The following is a 16891-nucleotide window of genomic DNA, read 5'->3' on the forward strand; positions in this document are numbered from 1 at the left end:
CGATGACGGATGGGTATGACTGTTACCAGAATGCGTTGGCGGAGCGGGTGAACGGGATTTTGAAAGGAGAGTTATTGTTGCAAAGCCCGCAGGATTTGACGCAAGCGCGGGAAATGGTGCGTGAAGCGGTGGATATTTACAACGAGGAGCGGCCGCATCATGCGTTGAAATACAGAACCCCCGATGCGGTACATAGAGGGTTCTGAGTAGAAAAATGCTAGTTGAAAATGTGTAAACCTATTTCAGGACTAGACATCTGAACCTGAGCGATATCAGACGTGGTTATACATGGCCTCGATTTCGCTCTGGTACTTGGCTTCGATGATCTTGCGGCGCAGCTTCATGGTGGGGGTTAGTTCACCCAGCTCCATGGAGAAGGCGCTCGGCAGCAGGGTAAACTTCTTCACCTGCTCGAACTTGGCCAGCTCTTTTTGCAGATCGGCGATGCGGGCTTCGAAGAACTCCATTACCCGGGAGTGGCGCAGCAGCTCGGTCTTGCACTGGTACTGCAGGTTGATGGAGCGGGCGTACTCCTCCAGCGACTCGAAGCAGGGGACGATCAACGCCGAGACGAAGTGGCGGGCATCGGCGACGATGGCGATCTGCTCGATAAAGCGATCCTTGCCGATGGTCCCTTCCACCAGTTGCGGGGCCACGTACTTGCCGTTGGAGGTCTTCATCAGCTCCTTGAGGCGCTCGGTGAAGTAGATATTGCCCTGGCTGTCGAGCTCACCGGCATCGCCGGTACGCAGGAAGCCATCCTCGGTCATCACTTCGGCGGTGGCGTCCGGCTTGTTGTAGTAGCCGCGCATCACTGTGGGGGAGCGCACCAGCAGCTCGTTGTTCTCACCCAGCTTCACTTCGATGCCGTTCAGTGCCGTGCCGATGGAGCCGAGCTTGAACTGGCTGTCTTCGTAGCAGCAGACGGTGGCAGTGGTCTCGGTCATGCCGTAGCCGTACTTGAGGTTGAGCCCCATCGCCTGGAAGAAGAGGTTCACATCGTCGGCCAGACGGGCGCCCGCCACCGGCAGGAAGCGGGTGCGGCCGCCAAAGCGGGCGCGCAGCTTGCGAAACACCAGTCGCTCGGCGAGCCAGAGCTGGCCGTAGAGCAGCGGGGAAGCGGACTTGCCCGTCTGACGGGTGGCAACCATCTGCTTGCCGACACGGGTTGCCCAGCCAAACAGGGCGCGCCGCAGAGCCGGAGCCTGAGCGACTTTGGCCTGGATCATGGCATAGGCCTTCTCGTAGAGGCGCGGCACGGCGCACATCACGGTCGGCTGCACCTCGCCAATCACATCCATCACCTTCTGCGGATCGCGGATATAGACGTTCTCGGCGCCGCAGTAGAGCACGTAATAGCTCCATACCCGCTCGAACACGTGGCTGAGCGGCAGCATGCAGAGCGACACATCCTGCTGATTGAGGTCGAGGCGGCTGTTGTGCATCTCGAAACAGGCGGCGATGTTGCTGAAGTCGAGCATGACCCCCTTGGGTTCGCCGGTGGTGCCGGAGGTATAGATCAGGGTCAGCAGGTCATCCATCCGGTACTGGGTTTCCCGTACTCGCAGTTCCTGCTCACTGGGCTGATGGTTGCCGGAGACCAGAAATGTCTGGAAGTGGCTCGCCTGCTCGCAGCCGCGCAGGTTGACGTTGCCGTCGAGGGCGATGAGCTGGCGGATCTCGCCGCTTTCAATCAGTTGCAGCGCCTGATCGAACTGAGGTTGTTCGCCAACGAACAGCACCTTGATGCCGGCATCTTTGACGATGTAGCGCAGCTGATCGAGGGTGCTGGTGGGGTAGATAGGGACGCTGACGCCGCGGGCGGCCAAGATGCCGAGATCGGCCTGCGTCCATTCCGGCATGTTGCGGGCATAGATGCCGACCATCTCGGTTGGCTGGTGGCCGGCACGGATCAGCGCCTGTGCGCAGTAGTCCATGGCCTGGCCCAGAGTACGCCAGCCGATGGCGCGCCACTGGCCATCTTGCTGAACCCGCAGGGCAGCCTTGTTGCCAAGCTGGGCAATACGTTCACGCATCAGTCGAACCAGATGAAGCTTCGGCATCAGTTAAACATCCTTTAATTACAGTTGTACGCCCGCGAGGGCACTAAAAATCGGGCTAGAGTTTAAACTCCAACATTACAGCTTACAAGTGTTCGCCGTTTGTCTTGGATCACAAAGAGCGCAAATAGCTCTCCCTTTGCGCAGACTGGCCGATACTGCAAAGGAGCAAAGGGAGAGTTAACGATATGAATCTATGGATGAAAGGGGCATTGGCCGTGATCGGGCTCATGATGGTGGGGGGCGGGGCGGCCTGGTACTTTCTGGGCAAGACACAGCAGCCTGCGAATCCCTGGTATGAAGGGGCGGAGGGATACCAGCAGGCCCAACAGCAGGCATTGGCGCTGGGCTATCCGCTGCTCTATGTGCTGGAGACCCCCAAGTGCCGTCGCTGCAAGGCATTGAACGAACGCTTCTGGCGCAGTGAAGAGATGAGAGTGCCGTTGAGCCGATTGGTCAAGGTGCGGCTCAATCCGGGCAAGGGGGATGGGAGTGAACAGATCCTGCGCCGTTTTCCCAAGGTGGCCACACCGCCCGGCATCTATATCCAGCAGCCGGGTCAACCCCTCAAACCGATCAAGATAGTGGTGGATATACAGCAGATCTGGATGCCGGGGAAAACCTGGCTGCGGGGCTTCTATATGCCGCTTTCCGCCGCCGGATTCGAGGCGGTGGTTCACACCACTCTCTCCTTGCAGGATCCGGCGATGGATAACGCCCCCCTCGATTGAGGCGGGATCAGCTGAAGTCGAACAGGCGGGACATCAGTACTGCATCTTCCCGATCATTGCCGGTGCCGTAGTAGTCGGCGCGGCGGCAATACTCGGCAAAGCCGGCGCTCTCGTAGAGGTTGATGGCGGTCTGGTTGCCTGCCCGCACCTCGAGAAACCAGGCCTCTGCCCCGGCTTGTTTGCTGCGAGTCAGGTAGGCTTGCAGCAGTGTCCGTCCCAACCCCTTGCCCTGAAATTCGGGGTGGACACAGATATTCATCAGCGAGCTGTCTCCGGCCACCAGATCCGAGATATAGAAGCCGGCCGGGCGACCATCGACCAGCATCAAGCCGTTGAGATAGCGAGGACCGAAGCAGGATAGCAGGTTGGCCTGGCTCCAGGGCTCCTTGTGGGCGGCCTGCTCTATGGGATAGACAAGGTCGAAATCGGCTTCGAGCAGGGGACGAAACTCAGGCATGTTGACTCCGGGTGACTGGGTGGAGGATGTCGGGGTTGGCAAAGACGACTTTTGTAAAATCAGGTAAAAAGAGCGGCTTCCAAGAGGGCGTTGAAGGCATGATGCAGGATCATGCCGTACTGTTCGCCAGGTGTCGGCGTAGTTGTTGCCACAGGGCGCGCTTTTGTGCGGCACTGGGGGCCAGCGGGCAGATCAACGCATCGGGTCGTTCCGGGTTGGCCTCCGTCAGCCAGAGCAGCGGTGAGGCATCCGCCGTTTGCAGGTTGGCAGGTGGCAGCTCGCTGAGCAGTGAGACCTCGTCGGGGGTCATGCCGAGCAGCTGGCAGATATCCGCCAGCAGCGTGGTGGCAGGCAGCTGAGGCGCCAGCAACCAGAGTTTGCCGCTGGGCAGCGGAGCGCGGGTGGCCGGTGCTGTCTGGTCGGGCTGCACGGCATCTTGCGCAAGCTCGGGTACGAGATCTGCACCCAGCAATGCCGGACGACGCAGTTGCCAGCTTTGAATGCCCATGCGGGCCAACATGCTCTGACGAACGGGATCTTGCATCTGGGGCGACTCACTCTTGATCTGCGTTGGGGAAAATTGTGTTGCGCAGGGTACACTCGAACCGCTTTTGCTGCACCCTTTGCAACGCATCATCTGGCGCATGCGGGCATGGTGCCATCACGACACTGGCTATGCATGGGCGCAGCACGCTGCCGATACGGTATCGCACTGCCTTTGCGTTTTTTCCTGCCAGAGGCGGGTATTGTGCGGCAAGAGATACCAGAATAAACATCATAACAAGACAAAACCCAAGGTCGAGCAAATGGATATCACGCCTTGGGGCTAACATCATCCCAGCTTCGGAACACTCTCTATGTCGTCTTTAGCTCAAGCCCAGAACCCTGCGCGTCTTGTTCCCATCCAGGAGCGCCTGCCCCGGCTGCTGGCAGCCCTCGGTGAGGGGCTTTATGAACGGCAGGATGCCCTGCGCCTCGGTCTGCTGGCAGCCCTCAGCGGTGAGAGTGTCTTCTTGCTGGGGCCACCCGGTATCGCCAAGAGTCTGATTGCCCGTCGCCTCAAGCTGGCCTTTCACGACGCCCGCCACTTTGAATATCTGATGACCCGTTTCAGCACACCGGAGGAGGTATTTGGCCCCCTCTCCATTCAGGCGCTGAAAGAGGATGGCAAATACCTGCGCCTCACTGCCGGCTATCTGCCGGAGGCTGAGGTGGTGTTCCTCGACGAGATCTGGAAGGCGGGTCCCGCCATTCTCAACACCCTGCTCACCGCCATCAACGAACGGCAGTTCCGCAATGGTGATAGCCAGCATCCCATCCCCATGCGGCTGCTGGTGACCGCCTCCAACGAGCTGCCGGCGCCGGACAGCGGGCTGGAAGCGCTCTACGACCGGATGCTGGTGCGGATCTGGATGGACCGGGTGCAGGAGAAAGCCAACTTTCAATCCATGCTGGCCAGCGACGGTCACGCCCACCAGAATCTGCCGGAATCCCTGCAGATCCGGGGGGATGAGTACGAGCAGTGGCAGAGCCAGATTGAGCAGGTGCGCCTGCCGGATGCCTGTTTCGAACTTATCTATCAGCTGCGCCAGCAGCTAGACAGCCAGCTGGCCCATCGCTGTTATGTGTCGGATCGCCGCTGGAAGAAGGCGGTACGGCTCATCAAGGCGAGCGCCTTCTTCAATGGCCGCGATGAGGTCGCACCGGTGGATCTGCTGCTGTTCAAGGATTGTCTCTGGCATGACGAGGAGTCCCGCACCGCCCTGCTGGAGATGATGACCGAGTTCTCCCGTCTCTACGGTTATCAGCAACTGGCCTTGACCCGCCAGCTGCTTGCCCTGCGGGATCAATTCAAACAGCTCAAACAGGGCGTGGCACAACGTCTCTGCTGCAAGGCGCGCAAGCGCAAGCAGTGGTTTGGCCGACGGGCGAGGGGGATCGAGATCCCCCTCGCCAACGCCAGACCCTTTGGCAAGCAGGTGCACTTCCATCTGCTCACCCCGGCCCCGCTGGATGGCAGCGATCCCGAGCGTCTCACCAGCACCCTGGTGTTCGATCGTACCCTGCTTTCCCATTGGCATCCGACCGGTGAGGCGCTGGTGGGTTATCAATATGGCAACCCGAAAGAGGGACACTACGAGCTGGTACTTGACGATGAGCTGCGCCTGCAGGTGCTCGATATCCAGCGCAAGCAGATCCCGCTGGTATTGATGGAGCGCAACGCCATCCCTGAGGTGGTGCTGGAGCCCTGGCTGCAAGCGCTCGATGAGCTGCTTGCCCAGGTTGGCAAGGTGGTGCAGGAGCTTAAACAGCAGCGCACTCTGTTCGATCGTCATCGGCAGCACCTCTTTATTGCCCAGCGCTGGCTGCAACAGGTGGAAGACAGCTTCTTCGTGCTGAGCCGGGATCTTGAACTGCTGCGCGGCGAGCTGACACAGTGGCGCGAGCGGTTGCCAAGGCTGGACGAGTAAGGAGCGCTCATGCTTGAGATTGGCATGCTGGATCTGGGGCTCCTGATCGGTGAAGGGGAGCTGGCAGGGGAGGTGGCTCTTTTGCTTGCTGCGTCGCCCAAGATCTCCGAGTTCATCAAGCGCTCCCCGCTGCAGGGCAAGCTGCTGAAAAAGCGCCTGCAGAGCTGGGGTGAGCAGCTTGGCGAGGAGATCCGTCACAAGCCGGTGCCGGTGGCGCTGGAGCAGGAGTACCTGCTCTATCAGGCGCACCGGCAGTTGCCGATGACCGAACTGATAGGCCGTTTGCCCGCCCTGCTGGAGTCGCTGGATCACTACAGCCCCTTTGCCGGTGAGGCCCGTTCGCTGGTTCGCCAGCTGATGGCTCACCCCACCGAGGGGCTGCGCCAGCTCTTTATCGATAAGTGGCGCGCCAGTCTGGTGGGGAGCCTGCTGCAACTGCAGCAGCAGATCGCCGAGGCGGAGCGGGAGAAGCAGCGTCAGGAGATTGAAGATCAGCTGCTGGCGAGCCGCACCCTGGCCGATGCCCTCGATCCGAACCAGATCTCAGCCGGTGGTCTTTGGGATCTGGCGCAGGGGCACTGGCACAAACGCAGTCTGGTGCTGGTCAAGCAATACGCCCGTATGTTGCAGCGCGAGCCCTTGCTGGCGGAGATTGCCGCTCTGCTCGGGCGCAGCGAGCGGGATCGCCGGGCGCAGGAGCAGCCGGTGCCACCGGTTCAGGTGCTGGAGCTGGAGCCCGCCCCCAGCGACGATGTGCCGGACGACCTGGTGGGCATCCACCAGGCGAGCGACCTGATGCGGCTACTGCCAAGCGAGGCGGTGATGCTGGGGCTGCCGGAGCTGGAGCTGGAGTTCTACCGCCGCTATCTGGAGCGGCGCCTGCTCAGTTACCAGTCACGCGGCACCTTGCCGCGCCAGCGCATCATGCTGCGCACCCCGGAGCAGGGGGGGCAGCAGTTGCAGCAGCGGGGCCCCTTTATCGTCTGTGTCGATACCTCCGGCTCCATGGGGGGCTATCCCGAGGAGTGTGCCAAGGCACTCTTTCTTGCGCTGCTCAAGGTGGCGATGGATGAGAAGCGCGGTTGCTACCTGATGCTCTTCTCTACCGAGGTGGCGACCCTTGAGATCACCGCCGATACCGGACTGGACAAGGCGGAGCGCTTCCTCTCCATGAGCTTTCACGGTGGTACCGATCTGGTGCCTTGTCTGGAGAAGGCGCTGGTCAAACTCGATGATCCTGCCTTTGCCAAGGCAGATGTGCTGGTTATTTCGGACTTTATCGCTCAGAGTCTGCCCCATGCCCTGCTCGAGCAGATGAACCGCTATCGCCAGCGCCAGACCCGCTTTCACGCAGTGGCCATGTCCCGGCACGCCAAACCGGCACTGTTGCGGGTCTTTGACAACAGCTGGCTGCTCGATTGCGGTCTGCGCGGCCGGCTACTGCGGCGCTGGCAGCATCATTAGTTACCGGGAGGGAGCCAGCCCCCTCTTTCGCTCTGTATCCCCCTCCTCATTCCAACGTTATGATATTGCTGTAAAATGTGAGATGAAACCCATTCAAGTCCTCTCTCCTTGCGGTAGCCTTTACAGCCGTTGTTACAGGGTGATTTTCCGGTATCGGGTCGCCTGCTGCTCTTTCCCCATTCATCCGGAGTGTTTATGAGCCGACTTGCCTTGCTGCTGTTGCTGGCGGTATTCGGGCTGGCAGCCAGACCCTTGTCCCCCGAGCAGTTGGAAAATGAACTGGAGGAGATGGAGCAGGTCCATCAGCCTATCGAGTTGCTGCGGGAGCGCGTTGCTCGCTTGCTGCGGGATGGCAGCGACTATCCACCGTCCCAGCTGATGCGGATCAGTCGTCTGGCTTGCTGGGCCCAATCTGCCGATGACATCCAGGCGTCTCGCCGTGCGATTGCGTATGCCGACAGCCAACTGGTGCTGGCTCAACAACGGGGAGATGACGCAGCCATTGCCGAGTTGCTCATCTGTCGTGGCTGGTTCAATCAGCTGCTCGGCGAGGTGGCACAAGCCCGTCGGGATTATGATGAGGGGCTGCGGTTGGCAGGGGAGGCCGCTGTGCTCAAGCTGGAGGCGCTGGCGCTGTCCCACCGGGGAGCCATGTTGTCGTTTCAGGGGGCGTCAGGGCAGGGGCTGGTGGATCTCACTAGGGCGCACGACATCTACGAACGGTTGGGATTGACCACCTGGTATAACCGGGCGCAGCTCGAGATTGCCGCCGCGTTTCGCCGCATGGGTCTCTATGCCGAGGCTCTCACTACCCTGAACCGGTTGCATGAACACTTTGCCCACAACCATGACGGGTTCGGTTTGGCCAGGATGAGAGAGCAGCTGGCTCTGGTCTATCTGGAGACGGGGCGCTATCAGGAAGCGCAGCAGGAGCTCGAACGTAGTCTCGCCTTTTTGCAACAACCCGAGTACCGGATTGAACATGCGGATCGTCAAGTGATGCTGGCGGAGGCTCTGCTCGGTCTGGCGCGCCTGGAGCAGGCCGGACGCTTGCTGGCGCAGGCAGCAGGCGTGCTCACCCCTGAAGTTGATCCTATCCTCCACGCCCATCTCGAGCTGGTAATGGCCAAACTGCAGGTGAAAATGCGGGATCCGGCCCCGGCCTTGAGCGCACTGGCGAAGATTGAACCGATCCTGAAGGCTGAGGGGCACACTCGTTACCTGATGGATCTCTACGCAGTGCGCAGCGAAGCATTCGAGCTGCAAGGGGACTATCCGGCTGCGCTGGCGGCCTTGCGGGATCATTTGGTGCAAGAGCAGCGCCTCGACCAGATGCAGCGAGAGCAGAGTACAGCCTGGGTGCGCGGCCAGTTTGAACTGACCCGCCAGGCGGAAGAGAACAAGCGGTTGCGGGTCGAGCAGCAGTTGCAGCGGCAGGAGCTGGCGCAGATCAAGGAGCGTCGCTTCTGGTTGCTGGTGGTGATGGTGCTCTGCGGTGGAGTGGCTCTGCTGACGATGAGGTGGTTGCTGGAGCGCAATCGTCGGATGCATCGGTTGGCCTTTACCGATGAGCTGACCGGTATCGATAACCGGCGTCGGGTGCTGGTGGATGGGCGCGAGCACTTTGAGCTGGCCCGCAGGCAGCAAATGCCCTTTTCTCTGCTGCTTTTTGATATCGATCACTTCAAGCGGATCAACGATTCGCTGGGTCATCATCAGGGAGATCGGGTACTGCAGTGGGTATCCAGAATGGTGGCAAGAGAGTTGCGGCAGCAGGATCTACTGGGCCGTACCGGTGGAGAGGAGTTTTTAGCACTGCTGCCGGAGACGGGGCTGGAGGAGGCGTCCCGTTTGGCTGAGCGGATCCGCGCCAGGGTCGGCCAACGGGCGTTGCCCGGTTTGTCCCATCCGGTGACCATCAGCATCGGGTGTGCCTGCCAGCGCGATGATGATCAGGATCTGGCCGCGTTGATCCGGCGTGCGGATGAGGCTCTCTACCGGGCAAAGGGGGCCGGGCGCAACCGGGTGGAAACAGACGACTGACGGACTGGGTATTTTTCACTCGCGCGGGTATAATGTCGCGCAATTTTGCTTTGACTCAGGCGATAAGACCCATGTAACGCAACCCTCCTCCCTCTCTCCACCAGGTTGGCAACACGCCAGCTGGCGTGGCTTTCGTTGCGTATACATGTGCCGTGAGCGGCATTCCGGATTTATTCCCACGGTGGCTGATGCCACCGCTCAATAGAAGAACGTTGAATTATGTCAGCTGAATTTCTGAGTGAAGTCTCCAAGAGACGCACTTTTGCGATCATTTCGCACCCGGATGCGGGTAAAACCACCATCACTGAAAAAGTCCTGCTGTTCGGACAGGCCATTCAGCGCGCCGGTACCGTCAAGGGCCGTGGCTCGGGCCAGCACGCCAAATCCGACTGGATGGAGATGGAGAAGCAGCGTGGTATCTCCATCACCACCTCGGTGATGCAGTTCCCCTATGCCGATTGTCTGGTCAACCTGCTCGATACCCCGGGTCACGAGGACTTCTCTGAAGATACCTACCGTACCCTGACCGCGGTCGACTGCTGCCTGATGGTCATCGATGCCGCCAAGGGTGTTGAAGACCGGACCCGCAAGCTGATGGAAGTGACCCGTCTGCGTGATACCCCTATCCTCACCTTCATGAACAAGCTGGACCGCGAAGTGCGCGATCCGATGGAAGTGATGGACGAGGTGGAGCGCGAGCTGAAGATCATGTGCGCCCCGATCACCTGGCCAATCGGCTGTGGCAAATCCTTCAAGGGTGTCTATCACCTCTACAAGGATGAGACCTATCTCTACCAGAGCGGTCAGGGCCACACCATTCAGGAGAAGCGTGTAGTCAAGGGGCTGAACAACCCGGATCTGGATGCCGCCGTCGGCGAAGATCTGGCCCGGCAACTGCGTGACGAGCTGGAGCTGGTGCAGGGCGCCTCTCCCGAGTTCGATCACGATGCCTTTATCGCTGGCGAGATGACCCCGGTCTTCTTCGGTACCGCACTGGGTAACTTCGGTGTTGACCACATGCTGGATGGCCTGACTGACTGGGCGCCGTCTCCTATGCCGCGCAAGGCCGAGAGCCGCGAAGTGGTGGCGACCGAGGAGAAGTTCTCCGGTTTCGTATTCAAGATCCAGGCAAACATGGATCCGAAGCACCGTGACCGTATCGCTTTTATGCGTATCGTGTCAGGTACTTACAGCAAGGGCATGAAGATGCGCCACGTGCGTATCGGCAAGGATGTGAACATCTCCGATGCCGTGACCTTTATGGCCGGTGACCGTGAGCAGGCGGAAGACGCCTTCGCCGGTGACATCATCGGTCTGCACAACCACGGTACCATCCAGATCGGCGACACCTTCACCCAGGGTGAGGATCTCAAGTTCACCGGTATCCCGAACTTTGCACCGGAACTGTTCCGCCGCATCCGCCTGCGCGATCCGCTCAAGCAGAAGCAGCTGCTCAAGGGGCTGGTCCAGCTCTCCGAAGAGGGTGCGGTACAGGTGTTCCGTCCGCTGATCAGCAACGATCTCATCGTCGGTGCGGTCGGTGTGCTGCAGTTTGACGTGGTGGTTTCTCGTCTGAAGAGCGAGTACAACGTCGAGGCCATCTACGAGGCGGTCAACGTCTCCACCGCCCGCTGGGTGGAAGGGACCGACGTCAAGAAGTTCGAAGAGTTCAAGCGCAAGAACGAGGTCAACCTGGCCCTCGATGGCGGTGACAACCTCACCTATATCGCGCCGACCATGGTCAACCTGCGCCTGGCACAGGAGCGTCACCCCGACGTGGAGTTCCGCCAGACTCGCGAGCACTGATACTGCTTACCAAATCCCGCCAGATGGCGGGATTTTTTTATGCATCAAGGAGAGGTGATGGTTGAATCGATGAATCCTGCCTGCTCGGCTCTGGCTGAGAGTTATCTGTTATCCCTGCCGGTGGCAGCACGGGCTCGTCATGTCTCAGCGGACTACTTCTGTGCTGATGCACACAATGCCAACCTCTGTGCCGCGCTGGTAGCAGCAGGCCGCAAGCGAGCAACCTGTAGCCTCGCTTACTGGTATCTGGAGAAGGGCGAGCGGATGCCGGAACAGGGGGACCTACTGGTGGTAACCGACTGGAGTGGTCTGCCCAAGGCTCTGGTTGAACTGGTGTCAGTCACCTTGTGTCCATTCGATGAGATTGATGCTGCGTTTGCCGCCGAGGAGGGGGAGGGAGATGGCTCTTTGGCTTGGTGGCACGAGGCGCACAAGGCTTTCTTCGAACGCGAGATGAAGGCGGAAGGGAGAGAATTTGATGAGCACGCCACGCTGGTGCTGGAGCGATTCCGGGTAGTGGCGCTGCCGCAGTAAACGAAGCGGCAAGCAGGGGAGACTCCTGCTTGCCGCTATCACTTTAGAGCGCTAGGTCTAACACCATGCAGATCTCACAATCCCCGTGGCCGGTGCAGCCAAGGGGGCCGGGCAGGTGTTCAAAGCCCAGTGATTCATAGAGGCTGGTGGCTTCGCGCAGTACCTCAGTGGTCTCCAGATAGCAGCGGCGATAGCCCAAACCACGAGCGGCATCCAGTGCCTGCAACACCAGCCGCTTGCCAAGGCCCAGTCCGCGCAGGGCGGGCATAAAGTACATCTTCTGCAGCTCGCAGACTCCCTCTTCTCCCGCCAATGGCGCGATACCACCACCGCCGAGGATGGAACCGTCCGGCCCTTCGATAACCCAGTAGCGGCTCTTCTCCCCCTGATAGCTCTGGGAGAGGGTGTCGAGATTGGGATCCGAGACCCCATACCCTTTGTCGGCGGTGAGGCCATATTCGGCCGAGACGGCGCGGATCACCAAGGCGATCTGGGCATTGTCCGCCGCCGTGATGGGGCGGATCTGGTAACCCCGCTGGCGACGGGCGCGGGAGAGGGCGCTGCGATAGAGACGTAACCCTTGCCACAACTGCTCCCGCTCGGGCAAGCTCAACTGCGCCAGCATCTCTTCCATCGCCCCGTCCATCTCCCGGTGCAACTCCAGCAGCATCCCCTGACCGTTGACGGTGAGGCGGGCCTCCTTGCTGCGGCCGTCGGAGGGGTGCGGGTGCCAGCTGATAAGCTCCCGCTCGGCGAGGCGTGCCAGCGGACGGCTGGCGTTGGATTTGTCGATGTGCAGCTTTTCTGCCAGCTGCTGATTGGTGGCCGGGGCGTTTTCCAGCTCGATCAGCAGGTGAGCCTCGATGGGGGTGAGTGCCAGATTGCCGCACTGCTGGGAGAGCATGCCGAGTTCGCGAACCAGATCGCGCGACAGGGCGCGCAGGGGACGGGGATCCATATCGTGGTTTCCTTTTTAGTTGTGCATGACAACTAAAATAGCGTAAAAGTTGTAATTCGCAACCTTTTGCTGTGATGGCTTGCAGAATATAGGGTAAGCGGCAGCACCGTTGGCGGGGCTGCCGTAGGCAGGGGGGGGCGTCAGGCGGCGGCTCTGATAGCCAGCTCCGGGCGGCGGGAGAAGCAGCGGGAGAGCAGCAACATGGTGGCGACGCCTATGGTGCCCAGCACCAGCCAGGGGAGGGCCGGTTGTCCCTGTTGCAGCGAGAAGTCATAGAGGGAGCCACCGCCCACATAGCCGGTCATGCCCCCCAGCGCCAGTCCGAGGCGGCTGAAGCCCATGTAGCTGCCGCGGGCTGTGGGGTTGGCCAGCCGGGTCATCAGGGTCTCCCGGGCCGGTTCACAGATGATAATCCCCAGATAGAAGCAGGCCAGCAGCACGAAGATGCCGGAGAGGGTGCTGACAAAGGCGACCAGCCCGATCCCCACCGTCATCAGCAGGATACCCGCCATCAGCCGGCTCTCCAGCCGATAGCGCCGCTCGCTAAAACGGGCGATAGGGTAGAGCAGCGCCAGCGACAGCGCCGTTTCCAGGCTGTACATCCAGCCCACCGCCGTGGTGGTGCCGGAGAGCTGCTTGACCAGAATGGGGAAAATAAGCATCACCTGTACCCACAGCATGTAGTAGCCGCTCAGGATCAGCACCAGTCGGCAGAAGGCGCGATCCGCCAGCACCTGCCCCAACCCTTCCCGCATCGGAGTCGGTTTGACCGAGAGGCGGTAGGCGGGCAGCAGGGTCCAGTTGCAGAGAGCCGCCAGGGTGAAGAGCCCGGCACCCAGCAGGCAGACATAGGTGAAGTCAAAGCGCAGCAGCCAGCTGCCTAGCAGGGCACCGGTGACGGCTCCCGCGCTCTCCAGCATCATCAGCAGGGAGATAAAGCGGCCCCGCTCATGGGGACGGGTAAATTTGATCACCAGTGCGGCCCGTGGCGGATCGAACAGGCAACCGCCCAGTCCGGAGAGGAAGCAGGAGAAGATCAGCATGGCGCCGCTGTCGGCCCAGGCCAGGGTGGCAAAGCCGACGGCGCGCAGCAACATGCCGGTGACGATGAGCGGGCGGGCGCCGAAGCGGTCGGCGAGGGAGCCGCCGAAGATCCCCAGTCCCTGCTGGGTCAGCTGGCGCAGGCCGAGGGCCAGCCCCACCAGACCGGCGGCCCAGCCGAGTTGATCGACGAAGCGCAGGCTGATCATCGGCATCACCACAAAGAAACCCAGGATCACCAGTGTGGTATCCAGCGCCAGAAACCAGCGTCCCCAAAACCTCGCCCTATCGACCATAACGCCCTCTCATTCACAGATACCTTCATTCTGGAGAGGGTTTAGATATAGTGGTAGACGACAACTACCTATATTTCATATCAGGATTATTTATGTCTATGGATCTGGACGATCTGCAACTGCTGCTGGATGTGGCCGAGCTGGGCAGCTTCAGTCAGGCGGCGGCCATTCGTGGCTGGTCACAGCCGCTGGTGAGCCAGCGGATTGCCCAGCTGGAGGAGAGCCTCGGGGCACCGCTGTTTCAGCGTCATCGGCGCGGGGTGACGCCGACCCGTGCCTGCGAGGAGTTTCTCCCTGCCGCCCGCTCGGCGCTGGCCACTCTGAGTGAAGGACGGTTGGCACTGCAGGGGGCACCTGCACTGCCCTGTATCCGTCTCTCCAGCCTCCCTTCGCTCACCTCGGTGGTGTTTGGCTCGCTGTTGATGGAGCTGGTGGATGAGCCGTTCGAGATCCGCTGCACCACGGATCACTCCGGCGAGATCATGCAGTCGCTGCTGACCGGGGAGGCCGATATCGGCTTTGTACTCAAGCGTCCGCCGGTTGCGGGCCTGCAGATGGAGCTGCTCTGCTGCTCCCCCATTATCGCTATCGCCTCGCCATTGCATCCGCTGGCCGGTTGTCACGGCCTCACCCTGGAGGATATTGCCGACCAGCGGCTGGCGCCTCAGGTATGGGGGCCGGGGTGTGACGTCTTTATCCAGCAGTTGCGGCGGCTGCGACGGGCGGCCAGCCCCCTGCATGCGGTGCAGCCCGCCAGCGCGGCGCGGGATCTGGCGCTGGAACACGGGTTTATCACCCTGATGCCGGAGCTGGCCATCAAGCGGGATCTGGAGGTGGGGCGGCTGGTCAGGCTCGATGTGCGCAATCTGCCGCAGGAACATTGGGATGTGATGATGGCGTGGCGCGGTGGCAAGCGGCCCAACCCGGCCCGGGAAACCGTGTTGGCCACCGCCCGCACGCTGGCGAAACGGTGGCGCAATGAGTAGAACGATGCGGGACAAGGCCCGCATCGGGTGGATCAGTAGCTGGCCTTGAGGGTCACGCCACTGAACGCGGAAAACCCTGACAGCTGCACATGCCAGGTGCCCGCCTTGGGATTGGTGAACGAGCAGCTTTCGTTATTGCCCCCCTTGTAGGGACGGCAGTCGTAACTGCTGCTGGTGGGGGCGCTGCCAAAGCGGACGTAGAGGTCGGCATCACCGGTGCCGCCACTGCTGCTGATCTGCAGCGATCTGGTGCCCGCCGGTACGTTCAGGGTGTAGTTGAGCTTGCCACCCTTGCTGGCGGCGAGGTTGCTCACCGGCACGCCGTTTTGCAGCACGTTGTCACTCGGTGGCGGTGTGGTTCCGCAGCTGGCATCGACCCCGACGGTCTGGAAGGCCCGTGCTACATCCGCCTGACTGTAACCCAGATCGGCGGTCGCCCGGCTGACGCCGCAGGCCCCTTGCTGGTAGTTGGTGTTGGCGCCCCAGTAGAGGCGGTTGGCCAGCAAGAACACTTCAAATGCCTTGCGGGTGTTCCAGCCGCTGCTGGTGGCGAGCAGGTAGAAAGCGCGGTTATAGACCCCTGAGCTGTGGTGTACATCCATCCCCTCCCGATAATCCGCCGCATGGCCGATGGATCTGCCATCCCGGGTCGGATCCTCGAAGTAGCGCAGGGAGCCGTTTCCCTTGAATATCTGCGCGCCGACCAGCCAGTCGTTGCTCCCCTTCATGTAGAACTCGGCCGCTTCCCCCGCCATATCGGAGAAGGCCTCGTTGATGCCGCCGGATTGTCCTGAATAGATCAGCCCGGAGTTCTGCTCGGTAAAGCCGTGGCTCACCTCGTGGGCCGCCACATCGAGGCTCACCAGCGGGTGGAAGGTGGTGGCGCCGTCACCGAAGGTCATCTGGCTGCCATCCCAGAAGGCGTTCTCGTAATTCTTGCTGTAGTGAACCCGCATCTTCAGTTTGAAGGTGAGGGGCGCCGTGTTGTACCAGTTGCGGTACATGTCGAACACCACGTTGCCGAAGTAGTGGGCGTCGTTGAGGGGTGAGTAAGCGCCGTTGATCTCCTTGACCCGGTTCTCCGGGCAGGTGAACTGGTGGATGGCACCGCCAGAGGTGGCGTGGTTGAGGTTGATGGTATCGACGTTGGGGCTGGTCATCCGGCAGTTGTCATCGACGATGAGCGGGCCAAAGTCGGTACCGTAGACGTATTTGCCGGTCTTGATGTTGCCCCCCGGGCCGGTGGCGTCCTTGTGGTTGATCCCCTCCCAGCGTTTGAGCTCCTCACCGCTCTGGGCATCAAGAATGACGAAGGGGCGGCTTGGCTTGTCACCTTCAGCGATGAAGGAGACCTGATAAACCAGCCGGGCCAGCCCGTTTTCATCCTGCATCACGTAGAGTTTGACCTGCTCGTTGCTCCCCTTGCTGCCCGCCTTGGCCTTGCTGGCGGCATCCTGTGGCGAGAGGGTGGCGACCGGGCTTGCCACATCCTGATCGATCTGGCGCAGCATGCGCCCGCTGGCCTGTTGCAGCTGGCCGTTCAGGCTCTTGTCAGCCACCACCACCTGACCCATTACCGGGATGCCGTTCCAGACCTGCTCGTAGCGGATCCGCTGCTGGCCGTTGGGCAGCTTGACCACCCGCACCTGACGAAACTCGCCATCTTCCAGCTGCAAGGTACCACTCGCGGCACTGAGGCCTGTCATGGCCCGGATGCCGTTTGCCGTTACGTTGATCTCTACCTCTTGCGCCGCCAGTGCGGCGCTTCCCCAGCAGGCCAGCGCAACGGCCAGATAAATTTTATTCATCTCTTCTTTCCTTAAATCGATGAGGTTGATAAACCGACCGAAGGTCGGGCGTTTTGAAGCTAGTGCCGGTGGGGGAAAGTGCCCCCTGTCAAAAGTGACAGCGCAGCACAAAGGGGTAGCAGGATCTGCCAAAGTGCCGTTTGGGGGCATTTATCGGCGTCATGTGGAGAGCATTATCCGGTTTCAGACACCCACCCTCCTCTTTTGAGGGAGGAGAGATCGTGCGCAGTCACCCT

Annotated in this window: 14 protein-coding genes; 8 read left to right on the forward strand and 6 right to left on the reverse strand. The window is 60.9% G+C overall.

Annotated features, from left to right (window positions below; genetic code table 11):
• A partial coding sequence (locus G5287_RS19690) for a transposase (protein ID WP_335875341.1) occupies window positions 1–206 on the forward strand: 206 nt, incomplete at its 5' end.
• A 66-nt stretch (window positions 207–272) separates the two neighbouring features.
• Here the strand turns inward: G5287_RS19690 and G5287_RS19695 are convergent.
• A complete protein-coding gene (locus tag G5287_RS19695) occupies window positions 273–2063 on the reverse strand; it encodes an AMP-dependent synthetase/ligase (protein ID WP_216952881.1) in 1791 nt (596 codons plus the stop codon).
• 227 nt (window positions 2064–2290) lie between these two features.
• On the opposite strand from G5287_RS19695, the gene G5287_RS19700 reads away from it, so the two are divergent.
• Complete coding sequence (locus G5287_RS19700; RefSeq protein ID WP_406596058.1) at window positions 2291–2791, forward strand: hypothetical protein; 501 nt, start codon at window positions 2291–2293, stop codon at window positions 2789–2791.
• A 7-nt stretch (window positions 2792–2798) separates the two neighbouring features.
• Here G5287_RS19700 and rimI read toward each other — a convergent pair whose 3' ends face one another.
• Both rimI and G5287_RS19710 read right to left on the reverse strand, forming a co-directional pair.
• Entirely contained in the window at window positions 2799–3248 is a 450-nt protein-coding gene (gene rimI / locus G5287_RS19705) for a ribosomal protein S18-alanine N-acetyltransferase (RefSeq protein WP_216952883.1), read from the reverse strand.
• Between the two features lie 109 nt (window positions 3249–3357).
• The gene (locus G5287_RS19710; RefSeq protein ID WP_227341928.1) at window positions 3358–3792 is read right to left on the reverse strand and encodes a DNA polymerase III subunit psi; all 435 of its coding nucleotides are present in this window, start codon (window positions 3790–3792) and stop codon (window positions 3358–3360) included.
• A gap of 313 nt (window positions 3793–4105) precedes the next feature.
• Between G5287_RS19710 and G5287_RS19715 the strand changes: the two genes are divergently transcribed.
• The 5 genes from G5287_RS19715 (at window position 4106) to G5287_RS19735 (ending at window position 11566) form a co-directional block, all read left to right on the forward strand.
• Complete coding sequence (locus G5287_RS19715; RefSeq protein WP_421231756.1) at window positions 4106–5719, forward strand: ATPase RavA domain-containing protein; 1614 nt, start codon at window positions 4106–4108, stop codon at window positions 5717–5719.
• A gap of 9 nt (window positions 5720–5728) precedes the next feature.
• Window positions 5729–7183: an ATPase RavA stimulator ViaA gene (gene viaA, locus G5287_RS19720; protein ID WP_421172245.1), complete on the forward strand. Its 1455-nt coding sequence runs from the start codon at window positions 5729–5731 to the stop codon at window positions 7181–7183.
• A 195-nt stretch (window positions 7184–7378) separates the two neighbouring features.
• Window positions 7379–9226, forward strand: coding sequence for a diguanylate cyclase (locus G5287_RS19725; RefSeq protein ID WP_151286234.1), 1848 nt, complete (start codon window positions 7379–7381; stop codon window positions 9224–9226).
• Window positions 9227–9445: 219 nt separating this feature from the next.
• A complete protein-coding gene (prfC, locus tag G5287_RS19730; protein WP_005349018.1) occupies window positions 9446–11032 on the forward strand; it encodes a peptide chain release factor 3 in 1587 nt (528 codons plus the stop codon).
• Between the two features lie 57 nt (window positions 11033–11089).
• The gene (locus G5287_RS19735) at window positions 11090–11566 is read left to right on the forward strand and encodes an ASCH domain-containing protein (RefSeq protein WP_266134772.1); all 477 of its coding nucleotides are present in this window, start codon (window positions 11090–11092) and stop codon (window positions 11564–11566) included.
• Between the two features lie 43 nt (window positions 11567–11609).
• Here G5287_RS19735 and G5287_RS19740 read toward each other — a convergent pair whose 3' ends face one another.
• Together G5287_RS19740 and mdtH are read right to left on the reverse strand one after the other, a co-directional pair.
• Window positions 11610–12524 (reverse strand): bifunctional helix-turn-helix transcriptional regulator/GNAT family N-acetyltransferase, encoded by a 915-nt coding sequence (locus tag G5287_RS19740; protein ID WP_081042924.1) that lies wholly within the window; start codon window positions 12522–12524, stop codon window positions 11610–11612.
• A 140-nt stretch (window positions 12525–12664) separates the two neighbouring features.
• Window positions 12665–13861, reverse strand: coding sequence for a multidrug efflux MFS transporter MdtH (gene mdtH / locus G5287_RS19745; protein WP_421172242.1), 1197 nt, complete (start codon window positions 13859–13861; stop codon window positions 12665–12667).
• A gap of 92 nt (window positions 13862–13953) precedes the next feature.
• Here mdtH and G5287_RS19750 point away from each other — a divergent pair, with 92 nt between their 5' ends.
• Window positions 13954–14847 (forward strand): LysR family transcriptional regulator, encoded by an 894-nt coding sequence (locus G5287_RS19750; RefSeq protein WP_005340524.1) that lies wholly within the window; start codon window positions 13954–13956, stop codon window positions 14845–14847.
• A gap of 32 nt (window positions 14848–14879) precedes the next feature.
• Here G5287_RS19750 and G5287_RS19755 read toward each other — a convergent pair whose 3' ends face one another.
• On the reverse strand, window positions 14880–16655 hold the full coding sequence (locus G5287_RS19755; RefSeq protein WP_204384234.1) for a M4 family metallopeptidase: 1776 nt from the start codon (window positions 16653–16655) through the stop codon (window positions 14880–14882).
• Window positions 16656–16891 lie beyond the last annotated feature (236 nt).

The sequence above is a fragment of the Aeromonas sp. 603079 genome (genome assembly GCF_049172135.1).
Classification (GTDB): domain Bacteria; phylum Pseudomonadota; class Gammaproteobacteria; order Enterobacterales; family Aeromonadaceae; genus Aeromonas; species Aeromonas veronii.

What these genes read in the sequence shown, in the direction of transcription:
- G5287_RS19695 (WP_216952881.1), bottom strand. Translation starts at nt 2,063, where the DNA reads ATGCCGAAGCTTCATCTGGTTCGACTGATGCGTGAACGTATTGCCCAG.
- G5287_RS19700 (WP_406596058.1), top strand. Translation starts at nt 2,291, where the DNA reads ATGATGGTGGGGGGCGGGGCGGCCTGGTACTTTCTGGGCAAGACACAG.
- rimI (WP_216952883.1), bottom strand. Translation starts at nt 3,248, where the DNA reads ATGCCTGAGTTTCGTCCCCTGCTCGAAGCCGATTTCGACCTTGTCTAT.
- G5287_RS19710 (WP_227341928.1), bottom strand. Translation starts at nt 3,792, where the DNA reads ATGCAAGATCCCGTTCGTCAGAGCATGTTGGCCCGCATGGGCATTCAA.
- G5287_RS19715 (WP_421231756.1), top strand. Translation starts at nt 4,106, where the DNA reads ATGTCGTCTTTAGCTCAAGCCCAGAACCCTGCGCGTCTTGTTCCCATC.
- viaA (WP_421172245.1), top strand. Translation starts at nt 5,729, where the DNA reads ATGCTTGAGATTGGCATGCTGGATCTGGGGCTCCTGATCGGTGAAGGG.
- G5287_RS19725 (WP_151286234.1), top strand. Translation starts at nt 7,379, where the DNA reads ATGAGCCGACTTGCCTTGCTGCTGTTGCTGGCGGTATTCGGGCTGGCA.
- prfC (WP_005349018.1), top strand. Translation starts at nt 9,446, where the DNA reads ATGTCAGCTGAATTTCTGAGTGAAGTCTCCAAGAGACGCACTTTTGCG.
- G5287_RS19735 (WP_266134772.1), top strand. Translation starts at nt 11,090, where the DNA reads ATGGTTGAATCGATGAATCCTGCCTGCTCGGCTCTGGCTGAGAGTTAT.
- G5287_RS19740 (WP_081042924.1), bottom strand. Translation starts at nt 12,524, where the DNA reads ATGGATCCCCGTCCCCTGCGCGCCCTGTCGCGCGATCTGGTTCGCGAA.
- mdtH (WP_421172242.1), bottom strand. Translation starts at nt 13,861, where the DNA reads ATGGTCGATAGGGCGAGGTTTTGGGGACGCTGGTTTCTGGCGCTGGAT.
- G5287_RS19750 (WP_005340524.1), top strand. Translation starts at nt 13,954, where the DNA reads ATGTCTATGGATCTGGACGATCTGCAACTGCTGCTGGATGTGGCCGAG.
- G5287_RS19755 (WP_204384234.1), bottom strand. Translation starts at nt 16,655, where the DNA reads ATGAATAAAATTTATCTGGCCGTTGCGCTGGCCTGCTGGGGAAGCGCC.